The organism is Halpernia sp., from assembly GCF_048269545.1.
Classification (GTDB): domain Bacteria; phylum Bacteroidota; class Bacteroidia; order Flavobacteriales; family Weeksellaceae; genus Halpernia.
In genome coordinates this window covers 19,722-36,621 of the sequence record NZ_JBLXIJ010000011.1, presented here as the reverse complement: position 1 = coordinate 36,621, position 16,900 = coordinate 19,722, and the positions used below count along the sequence as shown (strand labels likewise).

Below are 16,900 nucleotides of genomic sequence, written 5' to 3'. Positions count from 1 at the left end.
AACTTTGGCAAAGTTGATCGTAGAGAAGTTACAAGTAGAGAAGTTAAAGACAAAGAAGTTGAAGAGAGTAAAGTATAAAATATTAAAAGAATAAAAATGAATGTTCGATTAGACCAGTTAGAAGAGGGCTATTTTTATCATCTCTATAACAGAGGCATCAATGGTTGTCCTGTTTTTTTGAATGATGATAACCGTTTCTTTTTTTTGGAAAAAGTTGAAAAATACCTTCTTCCCATAGCAGATTTATATGCTTATTGTTTGATGCCTAATCATTTTCATTTGATCATTCGCATAAAAGACAATTTAACTTCTGAAACGCCTTTAATGGAAACTTTGCCAAAGTTTGGAACTTTGGCAAAGTTGGAAACCGGTTTGCACTCCGATAAATCATTAGCAAGTAAACAGATTGCAAAATTAATTAGCAGTTACACTCAAGCTTTTAATAAATACCACAACAGACACGGCAGTTTGTTTGAAAGACCTTTTAAAAGAAAAAGAATAGAATCAGAAGATTATTTAACCAAAGCAATTGTTTATGTGCATAGAAATGTAATAGATCTAGACTATGAGATGGAGGGCTATGAGTTTTGTTCGTATAAAAACATTGTTTCTACTGCACCATCACCCGTTAGAAGAAAAGAAATTATGGACTTGTTTGATGGGATAGAAAATTTTATTGATGTCCACAAGCGAGAGAATGATTATGAAATGTAAAATGAAGCATTTTGCCAAATATCCCCACTTGTAATATTGAGAATAACTTCGCCAAAGTTTGGAACTTTAGCGAAGTTGGTTTTAGAAATTTGATATAAATTTAGAGGTTCACATATTTTAGTGACTTCTCAAAAGAAAGCAAAAAAACCTGGAGTGTTGGAAAGAACTTCGCTAAAATTGATAAATTTGTGGAATCAGGAATAACTTCGCCAAAGTTTGGAACTTTGGCGAAGTTGCTTAGTATTGCTTTGTCTAATAATGTGAAGAGTTTTTATTTTTGTCCATTTGAAAAAGCATAATTACAAAATGTAAAAGTGAAGAACTTCACCAAAATTGATAATTTGTGGAATCATGAATAACTTCGCCAAAGTTTGGAACTTTGGCGAAGTTGGTTTTAGAAATTTTATCCAAGTTTAGAAGTTCACATATTTTAGTGACTTCTCAAAAGAAAGCAAAAAAACCTGGAATGTTGGAAAGAACTTCGCCAAAGTTTGGAACTTTGGCGAAGTTGGTTTAAGAAATTTGATCTAAATTTAGAAGTTTACATATTTTAGTGACTTCTCAAAAGAAAGCATAAAAACCTGGAGTGTTGTAAAGAACTTTGCGAAAGTTCCAAACTTTGGCGAAGTTGCTGTGTATTTTCAACGATTTCCTAACAAATCAACAACAACCTCAACTCGCCATCATTTTCCAACGGTGCACGGTGAATACAAGGCAAGCCAGTTTGCGCCGGATGATCTACCGCCAATCTCCAAAGATGTCCTACACCAAGATTGATAGGTTTTGCCTTGCTTTTGGCTTCATAATGCAAATCAAAATAATGGTCTTTTAAAAAGGCTTCAAAATCTCTTTGCTCGACGTTGTATAAATCTTTTAGTTTTTCATGAATTTCAGGAAGTAAGATTTTCTGTATGGCTTCATCATTGGGTAGAATTTCACTCGAAGCGCCATAATAAGTGCATAAAAAAGTACTCGTCGCAATGGGAGAATAATCCACATGAAAAGAATAGACATCGGTTGAAATAAAATCTAAAGCGTCGTCTCTTTCATAGTTTTTAATTAAATTAAGTAGAGGCGAAGCACCGAAATTGGTTAATAATTGCAGGTCATTTAAAATTAGCTTTCTTGCGAGATTGCCCTTTTCAGAGAGTTGCAGTGTTAAAAGATCTTCCGCTTTAATTTCAGTTACATTGTCTTTTAATTCAAGTTTTGAAACCAATTCTTCAAAATCGCCTTCCAAGTTTCTTTGCCAACAAAAGGCATTTTGCTCGCCACGAAAGTGTGTTTCAATCAACTCTTTAAATGAAAAAACCGTTTTTATTTGTTTATGCTGAAATAATGTAGAATTCTTCAAATTTGATGGTAATTAGGCATTGTAATGCAAAACAAAAATAAGGAATTTAAAATCCCTACAATTTACCTTAGAAATAACAAAACTTGATTAAATAAAAAAAAGCTTCTTTCGAAGCTTTTTAATTTATTTTTTTACAGAGATATTAACCGCCACAAGTCCTTTTGGTGACCTTTCTACTTCGTAAGAAACATTGTTTCCTTTCTTCACCATTTCTGTACAGTTGTTGGTGTGGAAGAAGATAGTGTCTTGGCTGTTGGATTGCGTGATAAAACCGTAACCTTTTTCACTTAAAAAAGTAACCGTTCCAGTTTTTACAGGATCTTCAGCTTCGATAGGTGCGGCTCCTAAACGGATAGAACTAATATCGATGTCTTCGTTCTTGCTTTTGTCAGGAGGTGTGCTCGTTAACTGACCGTATGCATCCACATACATAATCATGTCATTAAGATCTTTTCCTTTGTCATTGCTTTCTTTGCGTTCCTCTCGGCGCATCGCTTTTTCCTTTTGCTTTTGAATTTTTTTCTTAAAGTTTTCTTTTTTTGAGAAAGATTCTGCCATGTATTTTATTTGATTTTTTAAATTGTTTTATAAGGTACAACATAAAAGCAATTGCTTCAAAATAATTGTTGTTATTTATTTTTATTCCTTGTATTTAAATTTATAATTAAATATAAAAAATAAGTGGGAACTGCTTCTATGAGAGAAATGTTTGCCCAATAAGAAAGATTAATAAATAATTTAAAAATTGCTTCTTCAAAATAGAAAATCTACTAAATAAAAGAAGCTTTAAAATAATTTAAAGCTTCTTGTTTTTTTAATGTTTTAATTTAAAACGATTATTTTTTTTCCATTTTATGTTCCGGCATCAATTTCGGAATCATTTTGCTCACATCTTGCAAATATTCTGTAGGATTTGGGGTTCCACGGTGACAAGTGATGCAATAAACTGCGGTAATTTGTTTTGGTTTTGGTTCAGGAACGTGAGGTAAAAAGTATTTGGAATTAATGTCATTGGTCATTTCCAGCATTCCGCGTGCAATTAATTTGGCTTGTTTTGCATCGGAAGCAAAGTCTAATTTCTTAGGATCATCCGTTTTTGAAGCGTGACAAAAAGCACAATTCACGCCTAAAGAAGCGCTAAATGTTTTCATTACAAAATGCAAACTGTCTTTTGAAATATTTTGGGGTAAAACTTTTAAATTTTGCCATTCGCTTTGCGTTTCTCTTACAGGTTTGTAAAGCTTTGTAGAATTGGTAGTGAAAGTAATAAGCAATGCAAGAATAGCAAAAAATCCGAAAAAAGAGAGAACAGATTTAAATTGGGTAGTTTTCATTTGATTTGTTTTGTTTAGTGAATCACGAAGTTAGAAATTAATTTTTAAATTGTTAAGTTAATGACTATTTTTTTTGCTCAACTTCAAAAAACCACTTTACTAAAGTTTTAAGGTATTAAGAATTGACTTTGAAAAACTTTAATAAAAGAAATCCCCACTTTGCCAAAGTCTTAAGCATTAAGAATTTTACTTGGTAAAGTTTGATTAAAGAAATATTCTTATTTCACTTTCTCAAACAAATACAGTTTACCGCCAGAAAAAACATAATTCTGCATTAAGTTGCCTTCCAAAACCATGGTTTTACTCGTAACATCAATAATTGAAATGTAATTATTGGAATTGTATTTCAGGTAATTTTCTTTGTTATTGCTTTGTGGATTTTTACCAAACTTAAAATCGTATTTCACCAAATCTTCATCTTCCGAACTGCAATGTACAGGACGAAACTTCTCACGCTTAGATTTAAATTCTATCACTTCAAAGCCATCACTGCAGTTATTTTTAAATTGATTTTCTGGATTATTGTCTTGCGAAAATTGCTCATAAGTACCATTATAAACTCCAACCACTTTCCAAGTACCATCAATTCGGTCTTCGTCAATTTTACCATCCGCTTTTTGAACTGCCCAACTTACGCCTTTTACAGTTCCTTTTACCGCAGAATAACCCAACTTTGCAGTGGTTGTTACAACTTTCGCGGCGGTAGAAACGATGCATGAAGACAATGAAAATGCCATGAAAGCATAAATTCCGAATTTAAATAATTTCATAAAATCTATTTTTATAAGTGCAATTTACAGTAATTTTAAATTTGAGTAAATAAAATAATTACAAAACCCAGAAAAGTTAATAATGTATTTTTAATTTACGCTCTCAATCAAAAAAATAAAATAAAGGAATAGGTCATTCCGACGAAAGAGGAATTTCTTTAGCTATCAATATTTTCTACATTTAATTTGGTTCCGTTGAGAAATCACAGATCAACAAAATCAATTTATAATCTAAAATATTTATATATTTCAAATTAGCAATTTTTGTATTATTGTAATATCTAAATTTCTTTAATGAATAAAAACGAACCTCGTTTCCAAGATCAACATCTTCGGCTTGCTGATTTTAATCAGGAAGTTTGGGTGGTTTGTCCACAATGTTCAAAAAAAGCTATTGCAAAAGCTAATGAGGAAAACGCAAGATTGTTTTGTAATAATTGCGGCTATCAAAAAGAAACATCTTTAACAATGCTTGTTTTAAATCAAAAAGTAAAAGTGAAAATGGCAGCACATTTTTATTTTGATGCTGAATTGTGGTTGCAGTTGCCTTTTAAGAATGATGTTTTTTATGCTTATAATTTAGCTCACTTGGATTATTTGGAACAATATATTTCAGCGAAATTAAGAGAGCATAAAGACAGAACGCATTTTACTTTGCTAGAAAAACTGCCGAAGTTTTACCATGAAGCTAAAAACAGAGATGCACTTTTAAAATTAATTGAAAAACTAAAAAAGAAATGATTTTCTTAATTTTAAGAGCAGATTTTTATTAATTAAATTGTATAGAAATCAAATAAATTTAAAGTGAACTTTTTAATTTGGCTGCACCAATTTTTTCCAACCAAGCTTCAAAAGTAGGAGTGAACTGCTTTTTATAATCTATTCTTTGTAGTTGTTGAATCATTTCAAACAATTCATTTTGAATATATTGGTCATTTTTGCCGTAATTCCAAACGCCTTCAATACACTTTTTAAAGTTCTGCATAAAAGAAGAATTAGGTCTGTAGATTCTTGCTGTATTTTCTTCGTCATAAAGTAAAGTCGGAAGTTCATGCGTCATTTTAAATTTCAAAAGTGACACTAAAGCGTGAAGACTTAAAACCGCAGTTGCAGGATCATTAATTGCAGGACTTAAAGCTTTAATCGCAATTTCCGCTAACTGATGAAAACCGTAATCTGCATTTCTATCAATCGGTTGTCCGCTATAAAAATCTACAGAATCCGCTATTTCATGTAAAATATTAGAGTTAATATTTCCTTTGTTGTAAAGTAAAAGACAAGGCGTTTCTTCTAATAGAAAAGTGCCTTCTCTGTAAATAAATGAAATATAAAAATCATTTTCTTGGCAAATTTGCAAGAGTCTTTTTTCATTAAAGTCTTGAAAATAACCAGACTTCTGTGCCTTAATTTCAACATAAGGAAGTTCAGACCAAGTCAAAGTTTTTTCACTAATTTCTGAATAATTACGTTCCATACTTATCATGGTTTGTTTCTTAACTCTATCAATTACGGTTTCATATTTCACGGTTTGAGTAACGTAATCTAAGAAGTAAATAAAAAGAAAAACATCAATCACCGTTAGAAAAATTAGCAGATAAATACTTAAAGCAGGAACATAAATTCCACTGGAAATATCGCGAATTGTGCTTAATAAAAATAAAGCGTAAACAATAGTTCCTATATAAATTCCTAAAATAATTTGTTGAAACCGATTTTCAATCATACTATTCAAAACCCGATTGCTCATTTGTGATGCTGCTTGATTAAGAACAATCATCACCATAGAAAAACTGAAAACCGTTAATGAAATAATTGCACCAGCAACTGTAGAAATAATGGTTCTTGCAGTCGTTGCGTCTTTTAAACTGAGCCAACTTAGTCCTAATTTAACTTCTCTACCATAAGTAGAAAAATCTAATTCTAACATAATCCACGATAAAAACAAAAAAACAAATGCGATGATTGCAGGATAAAATGCAATACTATCAATCAATTTTGTGTAATAAATCCGCGTCCATTTATTTAAGCTCATAGTTTTTTTGATTTTTTTAAATAGCGTAATTCTGGAGATACATAAATAATACCATTAAAATTAATAATAAATATAAACTTTTTTCTAAGAATTGAATTTTCCTATCATAAAATAATTCGCTTTTAATTTAAAAAGATTAATACATTTGTAATTACACAGTTGTTAAAAGATCAAATTCTATTTAATTTGGAGCATAATATAAACGATGATTAAAGATTTTTTTCAAAATTTTAAAGATAATTTCCCTATAAAATTATTTTTTATCGCAATAGGAATTTGGATTTTATTAGCGCTTGGAAATTTTATTTTGTACCAAAATCATTATTACACCGGCGTTGGAATTCTCTATCCCTTTTCAGTTATTTATCCAAATGCATTTTTATGGTCGGGTTTTTTATTTGCTTTTGGATTTTTAATTTTGGGTTTTTATGCGCTGAAAAATATTCAGAAGTTAGGTTTGTTTTATTTATTTCTGCTTTGTTTTCTTCTGATATTTTTTGGGAATCTTGCGCAAGGAAATGCAGATATTGCTTTTATGCAGCCGTTTTATTTAAAAGGGCGACAATATTATACGGATGCAATTCACATTCAAAATTGGCAAATTTGGTTGCGAGATTTTAATCATAATTTAGATACTTTTCAACTTCATACCAAAACGCATCCGCCTTTTGCCACGCTTTTGCATTATTTTATATTAAAACTATTTAATGGAAATATTCTCAGTTTGGGAATTGTCTTTTTTTTAATCGCTTTTTCTTGCGTTCCTGTTTTTTATAAATGTTTAAAATTATTGAATTTTACTACAGAAAATGCTAAAAATATAACGCTTCTATTTTGCATTATTCCTTCTGTTAATATTTATTCTTTAGTTTCCATTGATGGAATTATTCTCGCATTAACAGTCTTTTTTCTTTATGGTTTACTTTTAATTTTAAAAAGTAAATCGCTCAATTTTTTAGGTGTTTTTCTAACTATAATATCTTTTATTTTAATTAATTGTCTTTCATTTTCCGGTTTATTTTTAATAGCTTTTTTAGGAGTTTTAAGTTTAATTGATGTGTTTAAAAAAGATTTTAAATTAATTGGATTGGGAATTATAATAATCATTACAAGTGTTTTATTCTTTTATTTCTTAAATTATTTCACTGGTTATAATCATTTTGAAACTTTTCAAAAAGCGTCACATTCCGAAAATCCTTATGGTTTTATGCTTTTTGTACATCCGAAAATCTACTTTTTCACGCGGTTAGAAGATATTGGAGAAATTTTGTTTTTCTTGTCTTTTGCAATAGTTGCAGTTTTGATTTCTCGTAAGTTTTTAAAAATTAAAAACTTACCACAAAGAAGTATTTTTTACAGTGCAATTATGGCTTTAAGTGTCATGTTTTTAACCGGCGCTTACGGAACTGGAGAAACAGCGCGTGCTTGTCTTTTTATAGTTCCTTTTATTGTGATTTTATTTCAAAATTTGGAAAAGAAAACTTTTGAAGTCTTATTTATTTTATGTCTTTTGCAATGTTTTGGAATGCAGATGATTGCTAATTTTTATTGGTGATTTTTATCTAAAAAAAACATTTAGATTTATGAAGAGAGTAAGATTCCTTTTTAAAACTTCAAAGCATAATAATTGAGACTTTTAAAGCCTAGAACTTTTGTTACTTTTGTGGTTTAAACACTTCACTCAACTTCCAATCTTTCACTTTTTAAAACTTTAAAACGGAATAATTTAATCTTTTTAAAGCTTAAAACTTTTGTTACTTTTGTGGTTTAAAGACCTATGAATAATTCTCAAAAATACATCGCATTTCTTCGTGGCGTAAATGTAAATGGAACTTCTATAAAAATGGCGGAAGTTTGCAAAGTCTTTTCTGGAGCTGATTGTAAAGAAGTTTCTTCTGTTTTGGCGACGGGAAATATCATTTTTAATTCTAATTTAGATAAAGTTGCTTTAAAAGAGAAATTAGAAAAATCACTTTCAGAACATTTTAATTATGAAGCTTTTCTCTTCATTAAAACTGCAGAAGAAGTAAAAACTATTTTCGAACATAATCCATTTTCAAAAGACAACGATTTTCATATTTACAGTTTTATCACCATTCCAAATTTTGAAACTGAACTTTTAAAAAACTTTAATGAAACTGAGAAAACTGAAGGCGAAGAAATAAAAATTGTGGATCATAATTTCTATTGGAAAATCAGAAAAGGCTTCACTTTAGATTCTAATTTCGGTAAGATTTTAGGTATCAAAGTATTCAAAAATTCTTTAACTTCCAGAAATATTAATACTATTGAAAAAATAGTTGCTAAACTTTAATTATTTTTGTGAAAATTAAATATCCAGATGATACAATACTTAGAAAACATTCAGCATAAAAATTCAAAAAACTTTTTCTTAATTGCCGGTCCTTGCATTATTGAAGGCGAAGATATGGCGCTTAGAATTGCAGAGAAAGTAATTGAGATTACCAATAAATTTGAAATTCCTTACATTTTTAAAGGCAGTTTTAAAAAAGCAAACCGCTCAAGAGTGGATAGTTTTACTACAATTGGCGAAGAAAAATCTTTAGAAATATTACGCAAAGTGGGAGAGACTTTCAACATACCAACAACTACAGATATTCATGAAAATGAACACGCCGCTTTGGCTGCGCAATACGTTGATGTTCTGCAAATTCCCGCTTTTCTTGTGCGACAAACTGATTTATTAATTGCCGCAGCAAAAACTGGAAAATGCGTGACTTTAAAAAAAGGACAATTCTTATCTCCAGAATCAATGAAATTTGCCGTTGAAAAAATGACGGATTCGGGAAATAAAAAAATTGCAATTATTGAGCGCGGAAATTCTTTTGGTTACACAGATTTGGTGGTAGATTTCCGTGGAATTCCAACGATGAGAAATTATGCACCGGTAATTCTCGATGTAACACATTCGTTACAACAACCAAATCAAAGTTCCGGCGTTACAGGCGGAAGACCAGATTTAATAGAAACCATTGCTAAAGCAGGAATTGCAGTTGGTTCCGACGGTTTATTTATAGAAACGCATCCAAATCCTTCAGTTGCAAAATCCGATGGCGCAAATATGTTGCGTTTGGATTTATTAGAAAATTTATTAGAAAAACTCACAAAAGTTAGAGAAGCGATTTTATAATTAAGTTTGGCGAGGAAAGAGGCAATTTTTCAGCATATTTTAATGACTTTAATTTAAGGAGAATGTTAAAATTTTTTAACAGATTTAAAAATTTTACCTATTTTAGTTGCTTAAAATTTTATCTTGAAAAAACTTCAACTTCTATTGCTTTTTATAGTGCCTTTTTTGGCATTTTCACAAATTAATCTTAAAATTTTAGATGAAAATGGAGAACCTGTTTCTGATGCGAAAGTTTCTTACAACAACCAAACTTATAATACAGATGTAGCAGGTTTTGTGAAAATTCCTTTGGCAAAAACCGTGGAAATACTTTCTGCAGAAAAGGAGAATTTCAAGGCTTTTACAAAATCAATAAAAGTTACTCCTAAAACACAAAATGTAAATTTGCTTTTTGTGAGAATTGCAAAAGAAGGACAAATTCAAGAAGTTGTTTTTCAAAGAAAAGCAAAAACTAAAATTACAGATCTTACTTCAATAGAAATCTCTGCCAAAGAAGCGCAACAAGTGGCTTCACTTTCAGGCGGAATAGAAGGTTTAATAAAAACATTACCTTCTGTAAACTCCAATTCTGAATTGAGTTCACAATATATGGTTCGAGGTGGAAATTTTGATGAAAATTTAATTTACATTAATGATATCGAGATTTACAGACCGTTTTTAATTAGAAATTCTTTGCAAGAAGGATTGAGTATTATTAATCCAGATATGGTTTCAAACATCAACTTTTCTGCAGGTGGTTTTGAACCAAAATATGGGGATAAAATGTCATCAAGTTTAAATATTTATTACAGACAACCGCAAAAATTTGAATTGTCTGGTGAAGTGAGTTTAATTGGAGCGCGGCTTTCTACAGGTTTTGCATCTAAAAATAAAAAATTATCTGCTTTATTTTCGGCGCGTTACAGAAATACCAATTTGGTTTTGAATACTTTAAATGAAGACACCGATTTTAATCCGCAATACCAAGATTTCCAGTCTTATATTAATTATGATTTTAATTCTAAATGGTCTCTTTCTTTTTTAGGATATTATTCTAAAAATGATTTTGAAGTCATTCCGAAACAAAAAGAAGTAGATTTTGGTTCTATACTTCAACCCATAAAATTGACAGTTGGCTACAGCGGAAAAGAAAATGACCAATATAGAAATATGATGGGAACGGTCACCATTTCTTTTAAACCAAGTAAAAAATGGAAATTTACGCTGGACAATTTTGCTTATCAAAACCGAGAAAAAGAATATTATACCATTGCTTCTGGTTATGCATTGCAAACTTTTGATCCAATTACTGGAGATCCAGTAACTTCTTACGATGTGGGTGGACAAATTGATCACGCCAGAAATGATTTATTGGTAAAAACGTATGGAACTCAATTTAAAGCAAAATATTCTCCCAACGTAAATACAGATTATGAAGTAGGTTTTAAATTAGAAAAAGAAAACTTGCAAGATTTAACAAATGAATATCAATTAGTAGATTCTATCGGTTATAGTAAACCCAGAAATTTTGTAAATCCTGGAACTTTAGATGCTTCTCAATTGAATTTAAAATATAGCATTCAAGGTGAAAATCACATTCAACCAACCAGAATGTCTGCTTATGCGCAATATTCAAAAAAATTCTTTTGGGGAGAAAATAAAATGTTTGTAAACGCAGGAGCGAGAGTTGCGCACTGGAGTTTTAATGACGAAACAATTATTTCGCCGCGCGCACAAATTGCCATAAAACCAAATTGGGAAATGGATATGTTGTTTAAACTTTCGGGAGGGATTTATTATCAAGCGCCGTTTTATAAGGAAATTAAAGATTTACAAGGCAACTTTAATTCTAATATAAAATCTCAAAAATCCATACAAATAATTCTTGCAAATGATTATGAATTTAAAATGGTGGATCGACCTTTTAAATTAACCACAGAAGCTTATTATAAAAAATTCTCCGATTTAATTCCTTATTATCAAGATAATGTTAGAATTAGATATGCAGGAAAAAATAATGCAACGGGTTATGCTTACGGATTAGATGCGAGATTGTTCGGTGAATTTGTTCCTGGAATTGATTCTTGGTTATCTGCAAGTTACGCAAGAGTTTTTGAAAATATTGATAACAAAGGTTACATTCCGAGACCGACAGATCAACGTTTCAGATTTGCTTTATTTTACCAAGATTATATGCCTAAATTTCCTTCAATGAGAGTTAATTTAACTTTAACTTACGCTAATGGTTTAGCAAATGGAGCGCCAGTTTTTACCGATCCATATCAATATCAAAGAACTTTACCGTCTTATAAAAGAGTGGATATTGGTTTGTCCAAAGTTTTTATTGACCAAAAAGACAATAAAGTAAATGGCGGTTTTTGGGGGAATTTTAAAGAACTGACTTTAGGCGTTCAAATTTTTAATGCATTTAACATTAATAATACAGTTGCAAACCAATGGATAAGCGACGTTAATTCTGGACTTTCATATCCAGTTCCTGTGCGTTTGACAGGGCGTTTTTTTAATGTGAAATTGGAATTTAAATTGTAACTTAATATTAAAAATCGCTATTTAAATAAAATTCCAAAACTACAGTTTTGGGAATTTTTTTTATTTTTCAGTATTCAAAGAAATCGTATCATACAAATCTTTCCTTCTATCTGTAATCGTTCTCACTGCGCCATTGTAATGCAAATCTTTTAAATGGTTCAAATCAACATCTACAATCAAAGTCATTTCCGTGTTTGGCGTCGCTTCACCTTTTACGCCATTTGTTGGGAAAGAAAAATCTGATGGTGTAAGAACTGCGGCTTGACCAAACTGAATATCCATATTATTCACGCCTGGTAAATTCCCTACGCAACCTGCAATTGCCACATAACATTCATTTTCAATCGCTCTTGCTGCAGCGCAATTTCTAACTCTTGTGTACGCATTTTGCGTGTCAGTAAGATAAGGAACAAATAAAATTTTCATTCCTTGATCAGCGAGAAGTCGCGGTAATTCTGGGAATTCTACATCGTAACAAATAATGAGACCAATTTTTCCGCAATCCGTATCGAAGGCTTTTATTTCACTTCCTCCTTTCATTCCATAATATCTTTTTTCATTTGGTGTAATGTGGATTTTCTTGTATTCATCAATCTTGCCGTCGCGATGCATTAAATAAGAAATATTAAAAAGTTCGCCATTTTCTTCAAAAGGCATACTTCCGGAAATGATATTCACATTATAACTGATGGCAAAATCAGAAATTCTCATTTTTATTTCTTCCGTTAATTTGGCGAGTTCAAACATACTTTCACGTTCTGAAAGATGATTAAAAGGTGCTAAAAGTGGCGTATTAAATAATTCTGGAAAGAGAACAAAATCCGCTTTATAATCGCCCATTACATTTACAAAAAATTCCACTTGATTATAAAATTCATCAATATTTTTGAAATGTCTCATTTGCCATTGTACCAAACCAAGCCGAATGACGCTGTCTTGCATCGTATTCAGATTCTTTTTGCTGTAATAAATATTATTCCATTGAAGCAAAACGGCATTTTCTTTTGAGGCTTCATCTTCTGGTAAATATTTTTTTAAAACTCTAATCGGAAGAAAATTATTTGACAATTGAAAACTTAAAACGGGATCGTAAATTTCTTTATCCCGAACTTTTGAAATATAATCTCTTGGCGAAAGTTCGTGGCTGTGTTTGGAATAATTTGGAATTCTACCACCCAAAATTATTGAACGTAAATTTAATTGTTCACACAATTCTTTTCTTGCATCATATAATCTTCTTCCCAAACGTAAAGTTCTAAATTCTGGATCTACAAAAACTTCAATTCCATATAAAACATTTCCAATACTTGTGTGAGTGTTAAAGGTGTAATCTGCTGTAATATCCGCGTAAGTGTGATCGTCACCAAATAATTCATATTGTACAATGATTGATAAACACGCAGCTGCTAATTTTCCATCAACAGTAATGCAAATCTGTCCTTCTGGAAATATGTTTGTTAATTTTTGAATACTTTTTTTTGACCAAACATATTCTTTCATCTGTGGATATGCTTCACGCATTACGTTTACCAATTCATCGTAATCAGAATATTCTAATTTTCTTATGCTGATTTCCATTTTTTAAATCTTTTTAAAATTAATTTTTTTATCGGCTAAATTTAAAAATCTTCTAACCAATAAAATTGCAGATATACTTAAACCAATCCCAAGTGCAATCCACATACCAAGCGCGCCCATTTCTAAACTTACGCAAAGAAAATATCCAAGTGGTAAAGTAATCAACCAATATGCAATAAACGTAATAATACTTGGTATTTTAACATCTTGCAAACCTCGCAAACTTCCTAAAGCTGTAACTTGAACGCCATCTGAAAGCTGAAAAAGTGCCGCCACAATTAATAATTTTGAAGCTAATAAAATTACATCTACATCTTCTTTCTTAGTAAAAAAGGTCGGTAAAATATGTCGTCCTAAAATAAAAAAAGCACCACACAAAGACATAAATATAAAAGTAATTTTAATATTATTTATTCCAACTGCTTTTACGCCGACAAAATCTCCTTCACCAATTCTGCGACCCACCATTATTGTTGAAGCCACACTAAAACCAATACATAAATTAAAAGTAAATGAAGCCATACTTAAAGCAATTTGGTGCGATGCAATATCATTTGCAGAAATTAAACCGCAAATAAAAGCCGCTGCTGCAAAAGCAGAAATCTCAAAAAACATTTGTAAAGCCGTTGGAAAACCAAGACGAATCATTTTTTCAAAAAACGCTTTTGAAAAACTTTTTAATTTTAATGAAAAATCTAAAATATAACGTCTCGTAACATTCTTTTTTCGAAGAATAAAGTAGAGTAAAACCACCATGAAAATTCTTGCAATTAAAGTTGCCCATGCAGAACCATCAACTCCCATAGGAGAAATCCCAAAAAGACCTTTTATGAATGTATAATTTAAAATAATATTTATCACATTTGCGGCAATTGTTGCTTTCGTAACGCCGATTGTATAAGATAATCCTTCAGAAACTTCACGCAATGTTTGGAAAAGCATAAATGGAATCATCGTTAAAATCATAATACTCAAATAACTGATTGTATCGGGAAGAATTTTAGGAGGTTGATCTAAGTGATAAATTAACGGTAAACAAGCGTATAAAATTGCCATTAATAAAAGCGCAACTGCCATATTAATTACGAATCCGTGGCGAAATACGCGGTTAATTTGTTTATGATTATTAGTTGCATGCGCTTCGGAAACCAAGGGCGGAATTGCAAAGGAAAAACCCAAAGCAAAAACAAATATTGAAAAAAATACTCCATTTGCCAAAGAAACTGAAGCCAATGCATCTGCTCCCAAAAGATTTCCGACAATAATATTATCAAATAAATTTACGGAAACTTGCCCCACTTGAGTAAGCATCACAGGTAAAGCAAGAGTAAGTGTTGCTTTTGTATATTTTTTGTTGAGAAATGGCATTTTTAAGAGAAATTTTAAAATAGTTTTAATTAAAATTATTATTGTATTGATAAAATTTCTATCAGAAATCTAAGTATTATCAAAAAGAATTTGCCGCAAAAATACGGCAAATTTTATAAGATATTTCGAATTATTTTAATCTGCAGATTCTAAATTATTTTCTCACAAAAACATCTACGTCATTTGAAGTCACTGGGTTTTCGCCTAAAATCATCAAACGTTCTACAACATTTCGCAATTCACGGATATTTCCCGTCCAATTTAGTTTTTGTAAAGAAGCAAGTGCATCTTCACTGAAATTTTTAATTGGTGTACCGTGTTCTTCTGAAATTATTTTAGAAAAATGTTTTACCAATAAAGGAATGTCATTTGTTCTGTCATTTAAAGAAGGTACTGAAATTTCTATTACAGAAAGCCGATGGAATAAATCTTCTCGAAATTTTCCTGCTTCTATTTCTTTTTTTAAATCTTTATTGGTGGCCGCTAAAACGCGTACATCTACTTTTATCTCTTTATCGCTTCCAACGGGAGAAACTTTTTTTTCTTGTAACGCACGCAAAACTTTTGCTTGAGCGCTCAAACTCATATCTCCAACTTCATCTAAAAATATTGTTCCTCCATTTGCCAATTCAAATTTTCCTTGTTTGTCTTTAAAAGCGCCGGTAAATGATCCTTTCATATGACCAAAAAGTTCAGATTCTATTAATTCTGATGGGATTGCGGCACAATTTACTTCAACCATTGGTCCTTTATTTCTATCACTTTGCGCGTGAATTGCGTGTGCAACTAATTCTTTTCCTGAGCCATTTGGACCTGTAATTAAAACTCTTGCGTCAGAAACTGAAACTTTATCAATAATACTTTGTATTTCTTTTAAAGCAGGAGATTCACCAATCATTTGATATTTTTTGCTCACTTTTTTTTTGAGCGTCATATTTTCTTTTTGAAGATTTTGATTTTCCTTTTTTAAAGTCTCCTTGTTTAATGCATTTTTAACACTTGTAATTAATCGGTGAACATCGATGGGTTTTGAAATAAAATCATACGCTCCTTTTTTTAAACAATCTACTGCAATTTCAATATCGCCGTGTGCAGTAATCATTATAAAAGTAGTATCTGGTTTTAGATTGAGAGTTTGAGCTAAAAGTTCTGTGCCCGAAAGTTTAGGCATTTTCATATCAGAAATTATCAACTCAAAATCTTCTTTCTCTAATAATTTATAGGCTTCTAGACCATTTGAAGCAAGTACAAATTCATATTCTTTCCAATCATCTTCCAAAGTTTCTAGAATTCCATTTGCAATTGCCGGTTCATCTTCAACTATTAGTATTTTTTGCGCCATTATAATTTTTTAAATTTAAATTAATTAATCTCGTTTTGCAGTTGCAAAAATCATTCCTTTGGTTAGTTATAAAGTCTCTTTCCAAAAATAGAAGAGCCGATTCTTACAGAATTTGCACCACAATCTATGGCAAGTTTAAAATCATCGCTCATTCCCATAGAAAGTGTTTCTAAATTTCCCAATTGATTAAGTTCATCAAAAAGTTTTTTTAATTTTAAAAACTCAGATTTTACTTGGTTTTTATTATCTGTAAAAGTTGCCATTCCCATTAAACCATTAATTTTAATATTGGGGAAATTTTCATTTAAATATTCTTGATAAATTTCTTTTGCTTCTGAAATATTTAATCCAAATTTTGACTCTTCTTCTGCGATTTTTACTTGAAGTAAAACATTTATAATTCTTTTATTTTTTAAAGCTTCTTTATTTATTTCTATTAAAATTTTTTTAGAATCTACACTTTGAATTGTGTGCACAAAAGGAGCAATATATTTTACTTTATTAGTTTGCAAATGTCCTATGAGATGCCACTCAATGTCTTTAGGAAGCGCTTCATATTTCTCAACCAATTCCTGTACTTTGTTTTCACCAAAAACTTTTTGTTTTAAATTATAAACTATTTCAATTTGTTCTACGGAATGGTTTTTAGAAACTGCAACCAATTGAATCCCAATCGGAATTTGATTTTTTATATTTAAATATTGGTTTTCTAAGTCGTTTTGCATTAT

At 30.6% G+C, this 16,900-nt stretch carries 16 protein-coding genes; 7 read left to right on the top strand and 9 right to left on the bottom strand.

Going from position 1 to position 16,900, the window contains the following annotated elements:
• The first annotated feature begins 96 nt into the window (after nt 1-96).
• Nucleotides 97-714 carry a transposase gene (locus tag ACN0WB_RS10840; RefSeq protein ID WP_417431669.1) on the top strand — a complete coding sequence of 206 codons (618 nt, stop codon included), beginning with the start codon at nt 97-99 and terminating at the stop codon, nt 712-714.
• Between the two features lie 379 nt (nt 715-1,093).
• Nucleotides 1,094-1,231 carry a hypothetical protein gene (locus tag ACN0WB_RS10835; protein WP_417431667.1) on the top strand — a complete coding sequence of 46 codons (138 nt, stop codon included), beginning with the start codon at nt 1,094-1,096 and terminating at the stop codon, nt 1,229-1,231.
• 135 nt (nt 1,232-1,366) lie between these two features.
• Here the strand turns inward: ACN0WB_RS10835 and ACN0WB_RS10830 are convergent, their stop codons facing one another.
• The 4 genes from ACN0WB_RS10830 to ACN0WB_RS10815 form a co-directional block, all read right to left on the bottom strand.
• Entirely contained in the window at nt 1,367-2,068 is a 702-nt protein-coding gene (locus ACN0WB_RS10830) for a DUF1826 domain-containing protein (RefSeq protein ID WP_417431665.1), read from the bottom strand.
• 123 nt (nt 2,069-2,191) lie between these two features.
• Nucleotides 2,192-2,626, bottom strand: a complete 435-nt coding sequence (locus tag ACN0WB_RS10825) for a cold shock domain-containing protein (protein ID WP_417431663.1) — start codon at nt 2,624-2,626, stop codon at nt 2,192-2,194.
• Nucleotides 2,627-2,904: 278 nt separating this feature from the next.
• Nucleotides 2,905-3,402 (bottom strand): c-type cytochrome, encoded by a 498-nt coding sequence (locus ACN0WB_RS10820; RefSeq protein ID WP_417431661.1) that lies wholly within the window; start codon nt 3,400-3,402, stop codon nt 2,905-2,907.
• 218 nt (nt 3,403-3,620) lie between these two features.
• A complete protein-coding gene (locus ACN0WB_RS10815; RefSeq protein WP_417431659.1) occupies nt 3,621-4,172 on the bottom strand; it encodes a hypothetical protein in 552 nt (183 codons plus the stop codon).
• Nucleotides 4,173-4,466: 294 nt separating this feature from the next.
• Here ACN0WB_RS10815 and ACN0WB_RS10810 point away from each other — a divergent pair, with 294 nt between their 5' ends.
• Nucleotides 4,467-4,913, top strand: a complete 447-nt coding sequence (locus tag ACN0WB_RS10810) for a hypothetical protein (RefSeq protein ID WP_417431657.1) — start codon at nt 4,467-4,469, stop codon at nt 4,911-4,913.
• 58 nt (nt 4,914-4,971) lie between these two features.
• Here ACN0WB_RS10810 and ACN0WB_RS10805 read toward each other — a convergent pair whose 3' ends face one another.
• The gene (locus ACN0WB_RS10805; RefSeq protein WP_417431655.1) at nt 4,972-6,204 is read right to left on the bottom strand and encodes a DUF2254 domain-containing protein; all 1,233 of its coding nucleotides are present in this window, start codon (nt 6,202-6,204) and stop codon (nt 4,972-4,974) included.
• 205 nt (nt 6,205-6,409) lie between these two features.
• Between ACN0WB_RS10805 and ACN0WB_RS10800 the strand changes: the two genes are divergently transcribed.
• From ACN0WB_RS10800 to ACN0WB_RS10785, 4 genes are all read left to right on the top strand, one after another.
• A complete protein-coding gene (locus ACN0WB_RS10800; protein ID WP_417431654.1) occupies nt 6,410-7,759 on the top strand; it encodes a hypothetical protein in 1,350 nt (449 codons plus the stop codon).
• A 222-nt stretch (nt 7,760-7,981) separates the two neighbouring features.
• Nucleotides 7,982-8,518 (top strand): DUF1697 domain-containing protein, encoded by a 537-nt coding sequence (locus ACN0WB_RS10795; protein ID WP_417431652.1) that lies wholly within the window; start codon nt 7,982-7,984, stop codon nt 8,516-8,518.
• Nucleotides 8,519-8,545: 27 nt separating this feature from the next.
• Nucleotides 8,546-9,355: a 3-deoxy-8-phosphooctulonate synthase gene (gene kdsA, locus ACN0WB_RS10790; RefSeq protein WP_417431650.1), complete on the top strand. Its 810-nt coding sequence runs from the start codon at nt 8,546-8,548 to the stop codon at nt 9,353-9,355.
• A gap of 351 nt (nt 9,356-9,706) precedes the next feature.
• Nucleotides 9,707-11,884 (top strand): TonB-dependent receptor plug domain-containing protein, encoded by a 2,178-nt coding sequence (locus ACN0WB_RS10785; RefSeq protein WP_417431688.1) that lies wholly within the window; start codon nt 9,707-9,709, stop codon nt 11,882-11,884.
• Between the two features lie 60 nt (nt 11,885-11,944).
• Here ACN0WB_RS10785 and ACN0WB_RS10780 read toward each other — a convergent pair whose 3' ends face one another.
• The 4 genes from ACN0WB_RS10780 to ACN0WB_RS10765 form a co-directional block, all read right to left on the bottom strand.
• On the bottom strand, nt 11,945-13,462 hold the full coding sequence (locus ACN0WB_RS10780; RefSeq protein ID WP_417431648.1) for a GNAT family N-acetyltransferase: 1,518 nt from the start codon (nt 13,460-13,462) through the stop codon (nt 11,945-11,947).
• Between the two features lie 3 nt (nt 13,463-13,465).
• Nucleotides 13,466-14,830 (bottom strand): MATE family efflux transporter, encoded by a 1,365-nt coding sequence (locus ACN0WB_RS10775; protein ID WP_417431646.1) that lies wholly within the window; start codon nt 14,828-14,830, stop codon nt 13,466-13,468.
• A 154-nt stretch (nt 14,831-14,984) separates the two neighbouring features.
• Nucleotides 14,985-16,172, bottom strand: a complete 1,188-nt coding sequence (locus ACN0WB_RS10770; protein WP_417431644.1) for a sigma-54-dependent transcriptional regulator — start codon at nt 16,170-16,172, stop codon at nt 14,985-14,987.
• A 62-nt stretch (nt 16,173-16,234) separates the two neighbouring features.
• Nucleotides 16,235-16,897: a YggS family pyridoxal phosphate-dependent enzyme gene (locus ACN0WB_RS10765; RefSeq protein ID WP_417431642.1), complete on the bottom strand. Its 663-nt coding sequence runs from the start codon at nt 16,895-16,897 to the stop codon at nt 16,235-16,237.
• Nucleotides 16,898-16,900 lie beyond the last annotated feature (3 nt).